Origin of the sequence: Atopostipes suicloacalis DSM 15692 (genome assembly GCF_900129085.1) — a bacterium.
Taxonomy (GTDB): domain Bacteria; phylum Bacillota; class Bacilli; order Lactobacillales; family Carnobacteriaceae_A; genus Atopostipes; species Atopostipes suicloacalis.
Map to the genome: position 1 here is coordinate 1 of NZ_FQUF01000007.1, position 16709 is coordinate 16709.

The 16709-nt window shown below is 34.1% G+C and carries 19 protein-coding genes; 6 read left to right on the top strand and 13 right to left on the bottom strand.

Annotated elements, in window-relative coordinates; all coding sequences use genetic code 11:
* Nucleotides 1–84: 84 nt before the first annotated feature.
* The 3 genes from BUB96_RS02710 to BUB96_RS02720 all read right to left on the bottom strand — a co-directional run bounded on the left by BUB96_RS02710 (nt 85) and on the right by BUB96_RS02720 (nt 1816).
* A complete protein-coding gene (locus BUB96_RS02710) occupies nt 85–624 on the bottom strand; it encodes a hypothetical protein (protein WP_073296021.1) in 540 nt (179 codons plus the stop codon).
* Nucleotides 625–696: 72 nt separating this feature from the next.
* A complete protein-coding gene (locus tag BUB96_RS02715; protein WP_073296025.1) occupies nt 697–984 on the bottom strand; it encodes a DUF1294 domain-containing protein in 288 nt (95 codons plus the stop codon).
* Between the two features lie 88 nt (nt 985–1072).
* Nucleotides 1073–1816, bottom strand: coding sequence for a cyclase family protein (locus tag BUB96_RS02720; protein ID WP_073296028.1), 744 nt, complete (start codon nt 1814–1816; stop codon nt 1073–1075).
* Nucleotides 1817–2012: 196 nt separating this feature from the next.
* Here BUB96_RS02720 and BUB96_RS02725 point away from each other — a divergent pair, with 196 nt between their 5' ends.
* Together BUB96_RS02725 and greA are read left to right on the top strand one after the other, a co-directional pair.
* Entirely contained in the window at nt 2013–2390 is a 378-nt protein-coding gene (locus BUB96_RS02725) for a VOC family protein (RefSeq protein ID WP_073296032.1), read from the top strand.
* A 185-nt stretch (nt 2391–2575) separates the two neighbouring features.
* Entirely contained in the window at nt 2576–3046 is a 471-nt protein-coding gene (gene greA, locus BUB96_RS02730) for a transcription elongation factor GreA (protein WP_073296035.1), read from the top strand.
* Nucleotides 3047–3083: 37 nt separating this feature from the next.
* On the opposite strand, the gene uvsE is transcribed toward greA, so the two are convergent.
* Entirely contained in the window at nt 3084–4376 is a 1293-nt protein-coding gene (gene uvsE / locus BUB96_RS02735; RefSeq protein ID WP_073296038.1) for a UV DNA damage repair endonuclease UvsE, read from the bottom strand.
* Nucleotides 4377–4443: 67 nt separating this feature from the next.
* A complete protein-coding gene (locus tag BUB96_RS02740; protein WP_073296041.1) occupies nt 4444–5361 on the bottom strand; it encodes a helix-turn-helix domain-containing protein in 918 nt (305 codons plus the stop codon).
* A 95-nt stretch (nt 5362–5456) separates the two neighbouring features.
* Between BUB96_RS02740 and BUB96_RS02745 the strand changes: the two genes are divergently transcribed.
* Both BUB96_RS02745 and BUB96_RS02750 read left to right on the top strand, forming a co-directional pair.
* Nucleotides 5457–7049: an ABC transporter ATP-binding protein gene (locus tag BUB96_RS02745; RefSeq protein ID WP_073296044.1), complete on the top strand. Its 1593-nt coding sequence runs from the start codon at nt 5457–5459 to the stop codon at nt 7047–7049.
* A 124-nt stretch (nt 7050–7173) separates the two neighbouring features.
* Nucleotides 7174–7833 (top strand): HAD family hydrolase, encoded by a 660-nt coding sequence (locus BUB96_RS02750; RefSeq protein WP_073296047.1) that lies wholly within the window; start codon nt 7174–7176, stop codon nt 7831–7833.
* Nucleotides 7834–8361: 528 nt separating this feature from the next.
* On the opposite strand, the gene BUB96_RS02755 is transcribed toward BUB96_RS02750, so the two are convergent.
* On the bottom strand, nt 8362–9192 hold the full coding sequence (locus tag BUB96_RS02755) for an exodeoxyribonuclease III (RefSeq protein WP_073296050.1): 831 nt from the start codon (nt 9190–9192) through the stop codon (nt 8362–8364).
* A 220-nt stretch (nt 9193–9412) separates the two neighbouring features.
* On the opposite strand from BUB96_RS02755, the gene BUB96_RS02760 reads away from it, so the two are divergent.
* Nucleotides 9413–9811: a universal stress protein gene (locus BUB96_RS02760; RefSeq protein ID WP_073296053.1), complete on the top strand. Its 399-nt coding sequence runs from the start codon at nt 9413–9415 to the stop codon at nt 9809–9811.
* Between the two features lie 59 nt (nt 9812–9870).
* Here BUB96_RS02760 and BUB96_RS02765 read toward each other — a convergent pair whose 3' ends face one another.
* Nucleotides 9871–10389, bottom strand: coding sequence for a GNAT family N-acetyltransferase (locus BUB96_RS02765; RefSeq protein ID WP_073296057.1), 519 nt, complete (start codon nt 10387–10389; stop codon nt 9871–9873).
* Nucleotides 10390–10611: 222 nt separating this feature from the next.
* On the opposite strand from BUB96_RS02765, the gene BUB96_RS02770 reads away from it, so the two are divergent.
* Complete coding sequence (locus tag BUB96_RS02770; RefSeq protein WP_073296060.1) at nt 10612–11319, top strand: MgtC/SapB family protein; 708 nt, start codon at nt 10612–10614, stop codon at nt 11317–11319.
* A gap of 81 nt (nt 11320–11400) precedes the next feature.
* On the opposite strand, the gene BUB96_RS02775 is transcribed toward BUB96_RS02770, so the two are convergent.
* The 6 genes from BUB96_RS02775 to corA all read right to left on the bottom strand — a co-directional run bounded on the left by BUB96_RS02775 (nt 11401) and on the right by corA (nt 16609).
* Nucleotides 11401–12651 (bottom strand): cytochrome P450, encoded by a 1251-nt coding sequence (locus BUB96_RS02775; RefSeq protein WP_073296063.1) that lies wholly within the window; start codon nt 12649–12651, stop codon nt 11401–11403.
* 166 nt (nt 12652–12817) lie between these two features.
* Nucleotides 12818–13510, bottom strand: coding sequence for a hypothetical protein (locus tag BUB96_RS02780; protein WP_073296066.1), 693 nt, complete (start codon nt 13508–13510; stop codon nt 12818–12820).
* 63 nt (nt 13511–13573) lie between these two features.
* Entirely contained in the window at nt 13574–14059 is a 486-nt protein-coding gene (locus tag BUB96_RS02785; RefSeq protein ID WP_073296069.1) for a hypothetical protein, read from the bottom strand.
* Nucleotides 14060–14077: 18 nt separating this feature from the next.
* Entirely contained in the window at nt 14078–14449 is a 372-nt protein-coding gene (locus BUB96_RS02790) for a DUF488 domain-containing protein (RefSeq protein ID WP_073296072.1), read from the bottom strand.
* A 115-nt stretch (nt 14450–14564) separates the two neighbouring features.
* Nucleotides 14565–15506: a prolyl aminopeptidase gene (pip, locus tag BUB96_RS02795; RefSeq protein WP_143274264.1), complete on the bottom strand. Its 942-nt coding sequence runs from the start codon at nt 15504–15506 to the stop codon at nt 14565–14567.
* 44 nt (nt 15507–15550) lie between these two features.
* Nucleotides 15551–16609 carry a magnesium/cobalt transporter CorA gene (corA, locus tag BUB96_RS02800; RefSeq protein WP_073296075.1) on the bottom strand — a complete coding sequence of 353 codons (1059 nt, stop codon included), beginning with the start codon at nt 16607–16609 and terminating at the stop codon, nt 15551–15553.
* Nucleotides 16610–16709 lie beyond the last annotated feature (100 nt).

Sequence of the window (16709 nt, forward strand, 5' to 3'; positions counted from 1 at the left end):
GCTCTCACAATCATCACCAACCCTAATGTAGTTAGTTCAATTATAGAACATTCGTTCTTTAAAATCAATTATCAACAACTAACTTTAACAGAGCCATCTATTAAAAAATCTAATCAGATTAAAAAGACCAAAAACTAAAAATATCGTTCCAGAAATTATTCCAGTTATTGTACTATTTGTTAACTTAGTATTTTTCGAAACATATAAAGAAACCCCTGACACTATCACCAATAAAAGACCTAAAATATTTAAACTGAAATCATCAAAAACATATCGCAATCCAAAGAAATGAACACCGACTATAAAACAAACCCAAGGTGCGATATAGTGTCCCTTCGTATTTTGGAACAAGATAAAGGCCCCGATTCCTGCAATTACGAACTCAAGAACTACGAATACATAATAATAGATGAACGATTGCTCATTGGCTAATGCCGTTGCTTCTCCCCAATTTTTTATACTTAAATAGACACCGAGTAGACAAAGTAACAAAGCAATCCCTGTCAAAATCCCAATATACTTTCGCCAACTTTTTGGTGGTTCTTCTTGCGACCAACCAAACCAAGCCATGCTCGCAAAGCTAAAGATCGCCACCATCATCGCATAATCTCGAATATAATTCATTTTAGTCTCTCCTTATGAATGTTCTCGATTATTTCACTAAGTACAGAAATAGTCCCTTCAAATTATAAATGACTAAAATTGAATAATAAGCCATAAACTAAGCATCGTAAATATAAAAGCAAGAGGTGCACTGATTTTAAATTTGAGTGTTTTCGTTTTATGACGGAAAACAGACATTCCCAGTATAGCTCCTATTCCACCGAATAAAAAAGTGAAAGTTAATAATTTTTTCTCAGGAATGCGATGCTTTCTAGCGATCGCACGTCTTTTATCCACAAAATAAAGGATGAACGTATATAGATTGATTAATCCGAGGAAAATAAGTGCATAATATTGCCAAGTTTCTAACTGAGCGAACATAAGAGACTCCTATCTATTGACTAAAAAATAATTTAACGAAGAACCAAAGAGTTTTCGATTCTTCGCTAGAATGTTTTACTTGTTTATTTTATTCATTTGGAACAACCGCAAAGACTTCTGCAGAAAAGCCTGGTGAATCTTTAATATGTGGCATTCCTACAAAAATAATACTCCCAACAGCAGGGACTTTGTCTAAATTGGCCATTAATTCAATTTGATATTTATCTTCTCTTAGCCAATATTGTTGAGCCACTAAAAATCCAGCTTCGGCAGCTTCTACACCACTATCTGTATTTAACGTCTCATGCCCAATGGCAGTCACATTGCGTGTACGACTCAAATACTCAAGCGCTGGAATAGACCATCCTGGGGTATGTTCAACGCCCTCTTCATCCGCGTTCTTGAACACATCCGAATCGTAAAATCTTTTATACCAACCACTCGAAAACGCGACAAAGCTATCCGCTGGTATTTTACCATATTCTGCTTCAAAATTTTGAATATCTTCTACTGTGACCGCATAACCTGGATCATCTTTTACTTTATCTTCTAAATGAATCACATATAAAGGTAAAGCCCGCTCTTTTTGAGGAATATCCAATAAATCTCTTTTTCCTTCTGCAAAATGACTAGGCGCATCGATATGTGTACCATGTGAACTTCCAATTGTATATTCCAAGGAATATACATTGTCCTCATCCATCGATGAAATGACTGTCTCCTTTAATGGATTAAAAGTATGGTAAAAAGGAATCTCCTCATGAACTTCATGCGATAAGTTCACCCATTCATGATCTTTCAATTGACTTAATAGTTGATGTAATTCATGCATTCTCTTCACTCCCTTTGATTTTCACTATTCATTCTATCTATAAATACAATTTAATTCATTTGATAAGTCTCTTTATTTTTATGAGTTCATTTCACGTAAAAGTTTTTCTCAATTTTGGTACACTTATGTTCAAGAAGCCTAACCATTCCTAAACATTAAACTAAAAAACTAGATTATCCAAAGGTGGTGAAAGCCGATGATCAATAGATTGGGACAAGTGATGGTTTATGTTAACAATCTCGAGAAGGCGAAAGAATTTTGGACGGAGAAATTAGATTTTATTGTGCTGGAAGAAAATTTAGAAATTCAAGGATTGCGTCGAATTGAAGTCGCTCCAAAGAAAGCAATGACAAGTATCGTATTAACTGATAAAGCATTTGTTGCCGAAATGGAACCCGAAATGAATTTAGGTACGCCATCTCTCATGTTTTTTACCGATGATCTCGAACAACTCTATTCGGATATGACAGAAAAAGAAATTACACTTGGTGATCTGGTTACTATGCCTTCTGGTGAAAAAGTATTTAATTTTGCTGATGATGAGAACAATTACTTCGCGGTTTTGGAAAAATGATTATTCTTTTAAAAAGAGAGTTTTTCAGTTTTAACTTTAACTGAGTCCTCTCTTTTTTCATCTTCAACTGTATCCTTAAAGGCTTTGTCTGAATTATGATATACTTTATTACGAAAGAGGGTCACGGCGGTACTGAATAAAACAACTAAAACACAGATATTTGAAAATAAAAGGACGTGATTTTTATGTTGCAAAAATATCCGATGACTTTAGAAGGAAAAAAGAAATTAGAAGAAGAACTAAATTATTTAAAAAATGTGCGTCAGCAAGAAATCACTGAAGAAATTAAGCGACTTCGAAAATTTTGTGACTTTGAAGAAGACAAGTGTTTTAGCGAATCGCTGGAACAGCAATCCTTGGTAAGAGAACGAATTAAAGATATTGAAGAAATATTAAATAATATTGAGTTAGTCTATTCAAATAGTGAGTTACATGAAGCTATCATCATTGGCAGCACGGTAAAATTTATGGAGTTGCCCAATGGCAGTCAAGAAATCTATACAATCGTTAGTCCAGTCGAAGCCAATCCCTCAAAAAATAAAATATCTGTTGAATCGCCTATTGGTAGAGGATTGTTAGGTCATAAAGAAAGCGATAATGTACAGATTGAGACACCAGCAGGCGAAGTAAACCTAAGGATTCTAGAAGTTTCTTAGGTTCTTCCAAATATTCATAAAGTAGAAAAAGTACTGCTTATCTTTCTAAAATAAGTCGGTACTTTTTCGCATACTCTGAATATATTTCATTAAAATAAAGAGAATTCATGAGGTAAGGTTGTTCTTTTGCCACGGCTAATTTCCAAAGAAGTCTTTTTAAAGGAAGAGTTGAGCCTCCTTCGGCCACTTTTTCAATATTTCTGTCAAAATTTGCTCTTGTTTTCGCATCCGCTAGATCCTCTACATAACCCCAAATATGCTGAGCAGCATTTACAGCCGTTCCACCTCTGATTGGCTTCTCTAACGCTTTATCAATCCATTCATAAAATTCTATCACAGGATAATGATTCTTATCCTTTAAGAGTTGGCGAATTTCATTATAAATTTGAGGAGAATGCTCTAATACCCAGTATTTATAACGCCCCCATTCTTTCTCTAAATATTTGATATGAGGCGTAGCTAATAAATTAATACCTTTTATTGCGGATAGATTTTTATCTTTCACTTCAAACATAATATCAATCTCTTTAGTCGGTAACTTAGAATAGAATTTAGCAAACTTCTTTAAATCCACCGTTCTTGAATGAGCCCCTAGTCTTTTTTCTGCGTCTTGTTGAGCATAATGAATTTTTTGTTGCCCATCTTTTATACCCCACGTTTTTTTGCTTTCTATCATCCATTCTGCTTCGCTCAATTCATCATCTGGATTGCATTCATGATGAAGATTATCAAAAACAACAGGTGTATTAATTTTTTCAGCAATCGAAAGCACATCAGAAATAGTATATTGTCGATCATCATTTTCAATAATCAGACGCTTATGAATTCGTTCATCTAGTTGTTTATAATTTTCAATAAAGCGCTCCATTGCTGACTTCTTATCACCATAAACTCCACCGACATGTAAAATAATTTTATGGCTTTCATCAAGATTCATCGCATCTAAAAAGCGAGTATGATACAAAAGATCCGCTGCTGCTCGATGAACAACATCTATGTTTGGCGAATTTAATACTGTATATTGGCCAGGATGCATAGAGAGACGAATGTCATTGTCCTGTGCTTTTTTTCCCAACGCAACCAATTCCTCTTGAAATAATTCCCACCATTTTAATTTATTGGCTTCATGTGAACCAAAAGGGATAATATCGGAGCTAATTCGAAACATTTGGATATTGTTTTTAATGTTATAATCAAAAATTAAATCAAGTGAATGTAAATTGGAATGAATAAGTTCTATTAACTTTTCATCCGTTATATTTTTTAATCTTGTGGTTTTAAATTTTACTCCTGGTATTCCCACTGTTTGACTTGCGTATCCTATTCTCATAGAGACTCCTCCAAAAATTTAATCCTATTCTTAAAATCCTCCAAATGCTGTAAAGAACTCCATTCTTTTATCCATCTAAAGTAAACCCTAAAATCCCTGGTTCAATCGTGATTTCTTTAAAATCAGGATTATCATATTCTTTTACCCATGTTTTATATCGGTACGCGTACATTTTCCCTCTTTCCTTTTGTTGCAAAATCTCGCAAAGAGAAAGAACTTGTTCACAACACCTCTTTCCTTTTTCAACATTCTCTTCTTTAAAGGCAAAAATTCCTTTATTAAAAAGTAAATTTAAATGAGATTCCACAAATTCAGAATGATGTTTGAGACTTTCTTCAAATAATAATAAGGTTTCTTTCGCATAATCCAGTCGATTATGAAAAATAAATGTAGAAAAGTTATTGGTCAAAATGGTATGCAGCAACTTCATATCTTGAGGTATTCCCTGATAGAGTTGACTTCTTTTAACGGCTGTTTTCATTAGAAAATAAGTCGTCTCAACAGGTAAAATAAAGCCAAATAATGCATATATTCTTAACTCTCGCTCTCCCCAATCTTCAATTTGCATGAGATAATCTCGTACATAATTATCCGCATCAAAAGGTTCGTTGTTCTTTGCTTTAATAAGGTTCTCAATAAAATAAATCATATATCTTTGCCAATCGTAAGGACCGGGATTGCTATCCTTTAATTTCTCTCTTTCGGTTTCAAGCACTTCAGTTTCTTGAAACTTTCCATCTAATTCAATAATTCGATAGAAAAAATCTTTTAACTCCTTTTCAGGATCTGCTCCCATTAAAAAATAATATTCTTGAGGGGTTGTATTTATATTGCTTAACATCTCATAAAGTAAATCCACGGTCACCATGGATTGTTCATTCTCAAAACGAGAAAGTTGAGCTTGAGACATACTTTCTCCAGCCGCTTCTTTTAGGGTCATCCCTTTACTTTTACGAATTTGTTTAAATGTCTTTCCAAAATCCATAAAATCTCCTCTTTTTTTACATATATGTAAATTTTAACTTCTATGTAGTTTACTTCTTTTATACTTTATTTACAAATAAACAGGAGGGGATTAAAATGTTTTATTACATTTACAAATTTTGGAAGGAAAATTTAGTCGTCACTCTTATCTTATTTCTTACTGGCTTATGTCAGACTATTGTCAGTGTACAAGTTGCTAGTGCATTGGATGCACTAATTGCCTTTAACTTCAATCATTTTCTAAGAATTGTCGGAATAGTATTAGGCTTGTTTGCGATTCAACTGATTTTCGTTCGTTTGCAAATCATTAAGATTAGTCAAGTGAAACAAAAAATGGCTACCGCAATCAGGACCGATATCACTCAGCGCATAGAGAAAACGAGCTATAATGAATTCCACAAACGACAAGTTGGAACGTATGCTTCTTGGCTCAGTAATGACTTATCCACTATAGAAACAGTTGGTTTTGACAATTTCTACGCTTTATTAACTGGCTCAATTGCTACCTTAACCTCTGTTATTGCCTTATTCTTTTTCCATTGGAGCCTTGTTCTATGGACCATTGTAGCAGGTGCACTCACAATTTTTCTGCCAAAAATATTCGAAAAACAAATGGCAAAATCTTCGTTAAATACGACAAAGGAAAACGAGCGGTTTCTGAGTCGTGTTTCCGAAGTTTTATCTGGTTTTGATACTTTATTTTCTTATAGTCTTTTAAAAAATATTACAAAAAACACTCGAGAAGCATCGCTCAAATTGGCGGCTGCTAAAAATGATCAAGCCGTAGTTGTTTCTAATGTAACGATTGCTGGAGTTTTTGGGAATGTTTTTGGACAAATCTCTATTCTCACATTAACTGGTTTCTTAGCTTTCCGAAAAATTGTACCGATTGGTTCTTTTGCTGCAACGAGTAATTTAGGGATTACCATTTTTAATACTCTAGGTAATGTAAGTACCCAACTCGCACAAATTCGCTCGGTGCAACCTATTTTTGATAAATTCGAAAACATTGAAGCACATACAGAAAACAATCAACATCTCATTCCTTCTGAAATCCAAGGAATTAAACTAAGTCATTTAAGCTACGCCTATGGAGACAAACAAGTACTATCCGATATTTCTTATCACTTTGAGCTTGGAAATAAATATGCCATTGTCGGATCAAGTGGCAGCGGAAAATCTACTCTACTCAATATACTCATTGGAAAATTAATAGATTATACTGGATCAGCTACTTTTTCCAACCTTGAATTAAATGAGATCAATGGAAAAGATTTACGAAATAATATTTTATATATTGACCAAACGCCCTATCTTTTTAGCGGAACAATCCGAGAGAATATTACTTTAGGTGAATCTTTTTCTAACTCAGCATTTAATCAAGTCATTAAAGAAGCCGTTTTAGAAGACATTATTGAAAAATTACCAGACGGCTTAGATACGGATATCGGTGAAGCTGGCCGATTACTCTCTGGTGGACAAAGACAACGTATTGCGCTGGCAAGAGGATTAATCAGAGGTAAACGAATTATTTTAATTGATGAAGGAACCTCTAGCTTAGATGAATCAAGTGCTCTTCGGATTGAAGAAAATCTAGTCAATAATCCGAAGTTAACGGTCATTATGATTACTCATCAATTGCGGGATAAAATTGAAAAACAATTAGATGGTGTGCTTACGTTACTGTAATCAAAAAATAGTACTCAAATAAATTTATAGCATTCCGTTTCTGTTTTCTTCTGATTCAAGAAAACGATTAAATTGTATGTTAAGATTTATTGAAAGAAGACGTTACAATTTATAGGAGGTTATTATGGCTTTAAAATATAAGTGTTTAATCTTAGACCATGATGATACAGGAGTAAAAAGTACACCAGATATACACTATCCATCATTTATTGAAGCTCTTAAGGACTTAAGACCCAATGATGAGCCGATTACTTTTGAAGATTTTGTTAGATACTGCTTTAATCCAGGTTTTTCTTCCTTATGTACAGACATTATCAAATTCACAGAAGAAGAGCAAAAACATCAACAAGACGTTTGGAAAAAATATACTGCATCAACGGTACCAGATTTCTATGATTTATTTGCCGAAACCATTCTAGAATTTAAAAAACAAGGTGGGATTGTCACTGTTGTTTCTCATTCTGAAAGAAGCCGAATTGAAAGAGACTATTCTATTCATTGTGGATTTGTCCCTGATGCAATTTTCGGATGGGAATTACCAGAACATCAAAGAAAGCCACATCCCTATCCGATTGAAAAAATCTTAGAACGCTTCAATCTTCATGAAACAGAAGCCTTAATGGTGGATGATTTGAAACCAGGATTAGAGATGGCCAAAAGTTGTAATGTAGATTTTGCAGCTGCGGGTTGGTCTCATAGTATTCCTGAAATTAAAGAACACATGCGAGCAGAATCTACCTACTATTTTGAAACGGTCAAACAATTCAACGAATTCATATTATAAAATAACGATTTAAAAATGGCGCTTCAGCTAAAGTCTATAGACGCTGAAGCACCATTTATTTTTATTAAGTATACTTTTTTTGAAGATTCATTAAATAATTTGAAATATTTTTATCGTAAACTGGATAAGAAACCTCTAATTTTTTAGCAACTTCCATTGAGGATTCTCGAAATAAACAGTGAATAATTTTTAATACTTACCAGCACGCACTTTTTAATAATTTGTGGGCGATAAACCCCTATTGTACGCACTTTTTAATAATCTGTGGGCGATACACTCCTATTGCGCACACTTTTCAATGATTTGTGGGCGATACGCCACTATTGCACGCACTTTTTGATAATCTGTGGGCGAGACACCACTATAGCGCACTTTTATCAGCAACTCATGCGTAGTGGAAGTGCTTTGATAAATATAAACATATTTTTTGTTTTTACAATGAGAAAATTTGCTGAGCAAATTTTGACATCCTTGATTTTAGTTAGTGTTTTGGATTTTTTAAGTGTCTTTAAAGACAAAAAACACATCTTAAGAAAAATCAACTTCTAAAAGTAAAGGTGTATGGTCTTGTCTTTCTCCGGAATCAACCATTTCAGATCTAACCACTTTATCTGCTGCTCGATCGCTTACTAACCAATAATCAATTCTCCATCCCGAGTTATTAATTTTACTTGTTTTCGCACGCTGATTCCACCAAGAATAAACATCTGTTACATTTCCATGGACATGACGGAAAGTATCCGTAAATCCTTGATCTAGAAGATGAGTAAATCCTGCTCGTTCTTCATCTGTAAAACCTGCTGAACGACGATTTCGATCTGGATGTGCAATATCAATTTCTTTATGCGCCACATTAAAATCTCCTGATGCTAAAACAATTTTTTCTTTATCTAAAGAAACTAAATATTCTGCATATTTTTCATCCCATTTTTGACGTTCTGGCAAACGAACCAGCTTTGACCCAGCATTCGGCGTATAAACTTGTGTTAAGTAAAAATCTTCAAACTCTAAAGTCAAAATACGCCCCTCAGCGTCCATTGTATCCGGTGCATCAATTTCTGGATATGTAATTTGAGGCTTTAGATGATTTTTATATAAAAACATTGTTCCGGCATAGCTTTTTCGCGCCGGTTCTTTCGAAATATTCCAGACAAGTTCGTAATCCGGGAAATTTTCTGCTAATATTTTTAAATGTTTTTTAGTTGGTCCGGTTCTAGGTAATTTTGTCTCTTGAATAGCAATAACCGTCGGATCGATTTCAATAATGGATTTTAAAACTTCTCTCGTCATTATTGCTCGATTTGAATCACTTGTTAATGCTGCGTTTAATGAATCAATATTCCATGAAATAAATTTCAATGTTATGCTCCTTTATTTTCCAAATATTTACTTTGTTCTTAAAGTTAATAGTAACATTAATTAGTATTTATGACGATTAATCAGGGATGAAAATGATTAACTTATTGTTCACTGTCTTTTCTCTTTGATTAAATCCTTTGATAGTTTATACTATATTTGAAAAATTGAAAAACGCTCTCTTTTTTGACTTGTCATTAGTTTTTGAAAGGAGTCGTTCAAAATGGAAAATTTTTATCAAAATATTATGTTACCCGTAGATGGATCGCAAGAATCGATTGACGCATTTAAACGAGGAATTCAACAGGCTAAATTATGGGGAAGTCATATTTTTTTAGTGCATGTTCTTCCAGAGGATAATGTCGGCTTTTTTATTGACGAACGAAATTCATTTTTATCGGCTTTAGAAAATTATGCGAATAGTCAAGGCGTTCATATCCATAAAGAACTCATTTATGGAGAACCACGTACACAGATTACAAATAAATTGGTGGAACGCTGGGCGATTGATTTAATTATCATGGGAGCTACGGGAAAAGGTCGTATTGCTAAAGTGTTATTGGGATCCGTAACCAGCTATGTTATTCGCCATGCAAAATGTGATGTCATTATTAGTCGCTAATTGGTTAAAACAAAAAATGGTTATATAGACAAAAATACCTATATAACCATTTTGTTTTTTTATTTCAGATAAAAATACACATCCGCTTTCCCTTCCTGTTTCGTATAATCATAATCACGCGTATTGAAGCCACCTATTTCAAACCCTTGTTTTAAATAAAAGAGACATGCGGCTAAATTGTCATCTTGACCTACCGTATAAATTCCCTTATAGCCGAGCTCTTCTGCATAGTTTTGACCTTCTTTGATTAATCTACTCGCTACCCCCATTTTACGAAAATCAGAATTTACCTTTAAATCATATAAATATAAGTAGTTATTCCAGTTATATTCATAAATGGCTAAACCAATACATTTCTCTTTATGATAAGCGCCAATCGCAAAGCCTTTTTCCTGAATTTGATGAAAGTCGTAGTTTTCATCCGGAAATACCATCGTCTCTACCTCATCAAACTCCTCAATTTCATAAGACCATTGATTGTTTATTCGACTAACAATCAACCGGCCGAACAAATCAAAGGGTTCGTTAGGTAAAAGGATATCGTCTTTATTTTGAATTGTCATTTTTTTATAATCCATAATTTTTCCTGCCTTTTGTTTATTTTCATTTATTCTTATTTCTAAGTTTAAACGTAAGAACTTGACTTTAATTGGTTTTCTAGACAATAATGAATAGAAAGATATTGATATTCATTACAGAGTAATTTTTTCTTCTTTATAGTTTACCATGGAATCAATATAAAAACTTTTCTCAATCGTGTTTTACGTGCCTCAGAAGAAAATGAGCAGGGAGGAAAATAGATGTTTAACCTATCGTTTGATTTGTCGGAATTAAATTTTATTACGATTATTTTGCGAATGGTGTTTGCGATTGTTGCGGGCGGAATTATTGGAGTGGATCGTGGAATTAAAAATGAAGCGGCTGGTCTACGAACCCATACGCTAGTTTCTTTAGGTACTACGATTATTATGATGACAAATATCTATATGTACGAATTATATGGGGATGCCAATATTGATCCCACACGCATGGGATCTTATGTAATTAGTGGAATTGGTTTTATTGGGGCGGGGACGATTTTAGTTACAAATGAAAATCGAGTCCAAGGATTAGCAACCGCAGCAAGTATTTGGAGTGCGGCCGCTCTTGGCTTAGCAATAGGCGGTGGCTTTTATGCAGCAGCCATTGCTGGTGTATTTTTAATTGTAGGAATTATTATTCTACTTCGTCCATTTAAAGATTATATTCAAAAAAAAATAGAATTCACAGAGATTTCCCTCATTGTTTTTTCCAAGCATGGATTTAGTCATTTTCTTGAATATATTCATTCAGAAGATTTAGAGGTTTCTAGTCTAAATATTGAACAAGAAAGCTCAGGCGATGAAGATGATCAAGGTATTATTTTTACAATTACGCTAGATATCGGAAAAAAAGCCAAACGGAATGATTTTATTAAAAAACTAAAGGCAATCGATGGGATTGAAAATGTCGTAGAAATTAATGGCTAATAGCGAAATATTTTGGCTATTTTTAATATTTAAAAAGGACTGCTTATTATCTCTAAAGCAGTCCTTGTTTCATTTCCCTATTTAATTTTCTTCTTTATACAATAAAACTTTACTCTTTGGATAAGTTGGAAATCGGTTCATTGGAATTTCAAAATCTTGTTCTGGTACAGAAAATTCATATTTATTCACTAAGTGATCCGATAATACACGCAAGGTATGCAAGGTAATCCATTCACCCGCACATCTATGCATACTACGAAATTCTCCGCCACCTTGAGCAATCATTTCGTATTCTTCCTCATAAGAAATACGTTCTGGGTCTTCCTGATAGCGGTCAATCCTGAATTCCTCCGGCTGATCAATCGTTCTCGCATCATGATTCGTTCCATACAAATCTAAAGCCACCCAGCTACCTTCAGGAATTCTATACCCATCAATTTCCACTTCTTGCAAGCTAATTGCAGGGACAGCTGGGAAGAAAGGATAATAACGTCGCATTTCCTGAATGAAAGAATCTTGTAGTTCATCAAAGTTGGCTTTCAATTGGTCATAAATATCTGTGCGACTAAATAAAGCATGCCCCATTAGAGCCGCCCAAACAGTCAATGCCAATGTTGGTCGAATAATATTTAATAACTCAACGGCCGCTGTATCGAGAGGAAGTAGCTCTCCATTCAAATCTTTTGCGGAAGCAAAAGCATATAAAGCTACATTTTCTTTCCCTGGGACAGGATGCTCACGAGCAGATTCAATTAATTCTCTCGCCCATTTCTCTGATTTTTTTCGATCTTCTACCCCTTTTATATGGTCGACTGGGGAAGTAAAGGTTCCGCTAATCATAGAAATTTGGTATTTTGATAAATCATCAATTTCTTTATCGGATAGATTATCTAGATTAATTCCTGCCCATTCCGTGACCGCTTCAAATAATACTCTTCGGGTTAAACTGAATAGCTCAAATGTCCCCTGCTCAGCATCTAAAGCAGCAGTCATCTTTTTGTCTAAAATTTTATGGTACTCATCCATCCGATCAGGAGTCATTAAATCCATAAATATATTTTTCCGATGGTGGTGTTCATCTCCATCTAGAGTTTGAACCCCTGCTTCACCAAATAATGTTTTAATGACTAGATCAGGCATTGCCCCTTCACGTTTAAAATTTTCTGGATTATAAAATTTTCGAGCGGCGTCTGCACCATAAATTACATACAGCTTTTTCGTAAAGGCCTCTGCTTCAGCGACTGGAGCTCCTGCTTTTTCACGAATATCTGTCAACAAAGTATAGCTAGGTTCTAATTCATGTAATTTGACTTTAACTTCTGGTACTTCCATAAAGTTCTCTCTCTTTCTTTAAATGATTTATAAGAATAATTTATCACTAATTTTGATTTTGACCAACCATAAGGTCTTACCTTCACTCTTTTTTCATCATTTTGAATAAAGTGTAAAGAGAGTGTTTAATTTATAGTTAAACCATATCTTTTTATTTATTTTTTATTTATTCTTTATTTTCTTGATAGTCTACCGCTATTTGAAGCGTTTCTATTGGATCCGATGTTTCTTGTTCAACTTCATAAACGGTTAGACCATCTTGCCAGCGGATAGTTGTTTCTGGATGATCTTTGAAAGCTGTTATTGTAACAACTCCCCGTTCACTTGGCGGAGGAAGAATATGGTTTTCCAAAAATTCTACAACAGCTTCCGCCATAGATTGGCCATCTTCGTATTCATCTGCAGCATATTGAGGATCTAAGGGAAAATCAATTTTGATGAGCCAGTTACCTTCATTCCAGGAAATATATTCATGACCAGCAGCTCCTTCACTTAAAGCTTCAATACCATAGCCTAAATCGGTATTTGTTTGCTCAACGACTTGATAATCATCAATCGCGGCGACTGCTTCTTCTTCAGTAGCATAATCTTCTTCTTTTACTTGATTTGGGACTGAGTCTTCTGAAGAAGCTTCGTCCGTTTCTGTTTCCTCTTGATTTTCTTGATCGCTATTCTCTGACTCTTCTGATTCCGATTCTTCCGTGGAATCATTATTCTCTTGGTCCGGTTCAACCTGTTCAATATTCTCGTTTTCAGATTCTCCAGAATCTTCATTTGACTCAGTATTCTCATTGCTTTGACAAGCCGTCAACAGAAGTAATGAACAAGCCACTCCAATAAGGGTTCTCTTTTTCAGCATATTTCTCCCTCCAGTAGACTTTTTGCTATTTTTATTTCTATTTTATTTTAAATGACTACTTAGTTAATGACCTTCTCTGTACCGCTGATACATCTGTCCACGAATAAGATCACTCGTTCGATACGCTACAATTAAAATTCCTATACCAACGAGGAACAAATTAATGCCTACAAACTGCCAGTTAGTTACTTCAATTTCAAAAATCTCTAATACCTCATTTGTAGCGATTAAACTAATGAAAATTTCTGCAACCGCCAGATAAGCCCAAGCAATAGCTCGATTGGATAAACCGAATAGCTGATCAAAATCCTTAGTATTTATAGTAATATCATGTAAAATTTTTTCCATCCGTCTCTTTTCTAACCAAACTTTTAAAGGAGGAAATAGCCAATACATTGCTGATACATTTTGATATTTTTTTGAAGCCAATTTTATATCATTTAAAGCTTCCTTTTGTTCTGAAAGTTCGATGACTGCCTGGTGTAAAGAAAAAGTAAATAACACCCATTCTGCAATAAATCCAAGAACTGTTAATACATTTTTTCGCATCTAATTCACCTGTCTCATTTATTCCTCTAATTTATGGCGACCTAGCCATTCTTTTAAAACCACTGCCTGATTGTTTTCACGATCTTTGGCCCCATAAAGAAGTGTGACATTTTGTTTTTGTAATTGTTCTTTTACTTTTTCAACAAAATCATCCGCTTTCTCATTTTCAGCTAATTCATGTAGATATTTCTTCCGGAAATCATTATATTTTTCTTTTTCATGGCCAAATTCTTTTCGTATTTCTGAAGAAGGAGCGATTTCTTTTTCCCAATCATCGTAATGGAGGTCTTCTTTTTTGATTCCTCTCGGCCACAATCTATCGACCAGTACGCGGTAGCCATCCTCTTTTTCCACATCATCATATGCACGCTTTAACTTAATCTTATACATAAAAGAGCCTTCTTTCTTTCGTATTTTGAAAAAAATTACATAATCATTATAAAATAAGTAGAAAGGAAATTCAGGGAATAACTTTATGATTCAAGAAATTTTTCTTATTCATTTGTTAGTGAACCAGCCGATCCATTATTCCAACCAATTCATTCATCATATAAGGCTCATAAGGGCTATGCGCTCCAGCTTCGATGACATGTAAATTCGCTTGAGGCAAAACGTTCTTTAACTCATAAGCACCACGTACACGACAATTTACATCATATCTTCCGTGCACAATATCAGTTGGAATAGAATGAATTTTACCGACATGATTTAAGATATAGTTCTCTTCTGGCCAAAACATATGATTCGCAAAGTAATGCGCTTCTAAGAGCCCAATCGATAAGTCACTATCTTTAATCTTTGGATTTTGATTAAACTTCGGAAAAATATTGACCAATCCACTTTCCCAATCTGCCCATTTTTTCATCGTTAACTTTCTAGTTTCTTCGTCTCCCGTTGTCATTTTATGATAATAGGCTTTAATTAAATCGCCTCTATCTTCTTCGTCAATCCATTCGATAAATTCTTGGTATTCTTTTGGGTAAAAATGCTTCGGCCCATTTAAATATAACCAATCTATATCTTCTTGACGTCCTAAAAATATCCCTCGTAAAATGAGATGGCGAACTCTTTTCGGGTGGGTAATGGCATATACTAAAGCTAAGGTTGTTCCATAGCTACCGCCAAATACATACCAATTGTCAATTTCCAATTTTTCTCTAATAACTTCCATATCGGACACACTGTGAAAAATTGTATTATTTTCTAAAGATAAAAAGGGAGTGCTTTTTCCGGTCCCTCTTTGGTCAAATGCGATAATGCGGTAGTGTTTTGGATCAAAAAAGCGTCTTGATTTTTCACTAATGGAACCTCCAGGCCCGCCATGTAAAAAGATCACAGCTTCACCTTCTGGATTTCCAGATTCTTCTACATATAATGTATGTGTATCATCCACTTTAATCTCATAGGTTTCATTTAGTGGAATATTTAAATATCCTTGTATATTCATCAATATCTCCTTAATTTATTCATTTTCATTTAGCTCAATCTATTTTACAACCAATCTTTCTTTTTGAAAAATCGAATCATCATAATAGTGATAAAAATACTGACTAGCCAAAAGACAGGGTAGCTATATTTCCAATTAAGTTCCGGAAAATATTTAAAGTTCATCCCATAAACGCCGGCCAAAAAAGATAATGGAATAAATATGGTGGAATAAATAGTTAAGATCTTCATCACATCGTTTGTTTTGTTTGAAATACTCGAAAGATACGTATCCAGCATTCCACTTGAAATATCACGATACGTTTCTGTCAAATCAATCATTTGAATCGCATGATCGTACACGTCTTGGAAATATCGGTTCGTTCTTTCATCGATTAAATCAGATTCGTTTCTAGAAAGAGTGTTCAAGACATTTCTCATCGGCCAAAGTGTATTTTGTATAAAAATTAACTCGCGTTTTAAAGTATAAATTTTATGTAAAACATCTTTGTTAGGATCAGAAAGTAATTCATCTTCTACAAGATCAATCTCATCCCCAATTTTTTCCATCACAATAAAATAATGATCCACTACAGTATCCAATAAGCCATAAAGTAAATCATCTGCTTTATTTTTTCTGATATAAGTTCCTTCGGCTAGCCGCTTATTTAATGGAGAAAAAATTGAAGACTCCGATTCTTGAAAAGAGATCAATTGATCTTTGAACAGTAAAAATGAAATTTGTTCGGTATCTAATTCATCCTCTTTATTAAAGACAATTGATTTCGTGTTTAGGAACAAATATTGTTCATAGTCTTCGTATTTGGCGGCTTGTCCGGTGTTTACAATGTCTTCGATTACTAAAGGGTGGATGTCTAATGCTTGGCATAAATTTTCGATGAGTTCTGTATTTTGTAAACCCGTGATGTTCAGCCATTTAACTTTATCGGTTTCTTGGTCATTAATGAATTCGTCAATGTCTTTGATATTTTTTCTGTCTATTTTTTCTTTGTTGTATTTTGTATAGGTCAGTTTGGCGTTTTCCATTTTCTTATCTCCTACATGTGTAGCCGTTCCAGGAGGAGTATTTACATTTTCAGTAATATTTTTTCCTTCTTTAGGCATGGTCTTCCCTCCGTTTTTACTTAATCTAAATCTTCAATATTAAAATAATTATAGCCTAGATGATTTTATTATCCCATAAATTCATTTATTCTTCATTGAT